The following is a 980-nucleotide window of genomic DNA, read 5'->3' as shown; positions in this document are numbered from 1 at the left end:
GGGCCAAGGGGAGGGGGGAAGCCGCTACCGCTAGCGGCTGGCGCGCGGCAAGGGTGCGTCGGCTGGCGCCTCCCGCGCCGGGGCAGGCCCCGGCCGCGCCCTTGTCCCGCGCCCGCCTCGCGGTCGGCGGGTGGAATCCAGGAGAAGGATTCCGGGTGATGAGAGGCCAGGACGACGAACTGCGGCAGCTGCGCGAGGGGGTGAACTGCGCGGTGGTGCTGGAACGGCTGCCGCCCCCGTGGAAGCTGGACAAGGCCGAGAGCACGCGGGACTGCCTGAAGTACCGGCGCGGCAAGGGCGAGATCATCATCGTCAACCACGGCGGCCAGGGCTGGTGGGATGCCGGCGGCACGGCCAAGGGCGACGTCTTCGGGCTGGTGCAGCACCTGCGCCCGGAACTGAACCTCGGGCACGCCCGCAAGCTGTTGCGGGAGCTGGTCGGGCTTCAGCCCAGCTTTCCGGAGCACGAATGGGTCCGGGCTCGGGACGGAAGCATCGCCCCGGTGTCGGAACGCTGGGCGCACGCCCGATTGCTGCGGCCGGGATCGCGGGCCTGGCGCTACCTCGCGGAGGCACGGCGGCTTCCGGGCCTGGTGCTGCGGGCGGCGGCGGCGGCCGATGCGGTCCGCGAGGGGGCCTACGGCACGGCGTACTTCGCGCATCGCGACGAGACGGGCGCGCTGGTGGGCTTCGAGATGCGTGGCCCCGAGTTCCGCGGCTTCGCCAAGGGCGGTGACAAGACCCTGTTCCAGTTGCCCGGCTGGATCCCCTCGCGGCGTGTGGAGCCCCTCCGGCTGGTGGTGGCCGAAGCACCGATCGACGCTCTGAGCGTCGCCGCGGTGGAGCGCCTGCGGAGTGAGACCCTCTACACCGCGACCACCGGCGGAATGGGGCCGGGAACCGTGCGCGCCCTCGACCGGCTGCTCGCGGCCCTGGCGGCGCGGCCGGACGCTGTGCCTGTCTCTTGATCACATCTACGC

The 980-nt window shown here is 73.2% G+C and carries 1 protein-coding gene; it reads left to right on the top strand.

Annotated features, from left to right (window positions below):
- Positions 1–158 precede the first annotated feature (158 nt).
- Positions 159–968, top strand: coding sequence for a DUF3991 domain-containing protein (locus ROTAS13_RS25020; protein ID WP_253187779.1), 810 nt, complete (start codon positions 159–161; stop codon positions 966–968).
- Positions 969–980 lie beyond the last annotated feature (12 nt).

Source organism: Roseomonas sp. TAS13 (genome assembly GCF_001950415.1).
GTDB classification, from domain to species: Bacteria; Pseudomonadota; Alphaproteobacteria; order Acetobacterales; family Acetobacteraceae; genus Roseomonas; species Roseomonas mucosa.
The sequence above is the reverse complement of the archived record's forward strand: the minus strand, read 5'-3'. Positions and strand labels throughout refer to the sequence as shown.

Bases quoted from the DNA above. Each gene is read 5' to 3' on its own strand.
- ROTAS13_RS25020 (WP_253187779.1), top strand. From the start codon at position 159: ATGAGAGGCCAGGACGACGAACTGCGGCAGCTGCGCGAGGGGGTGAAC.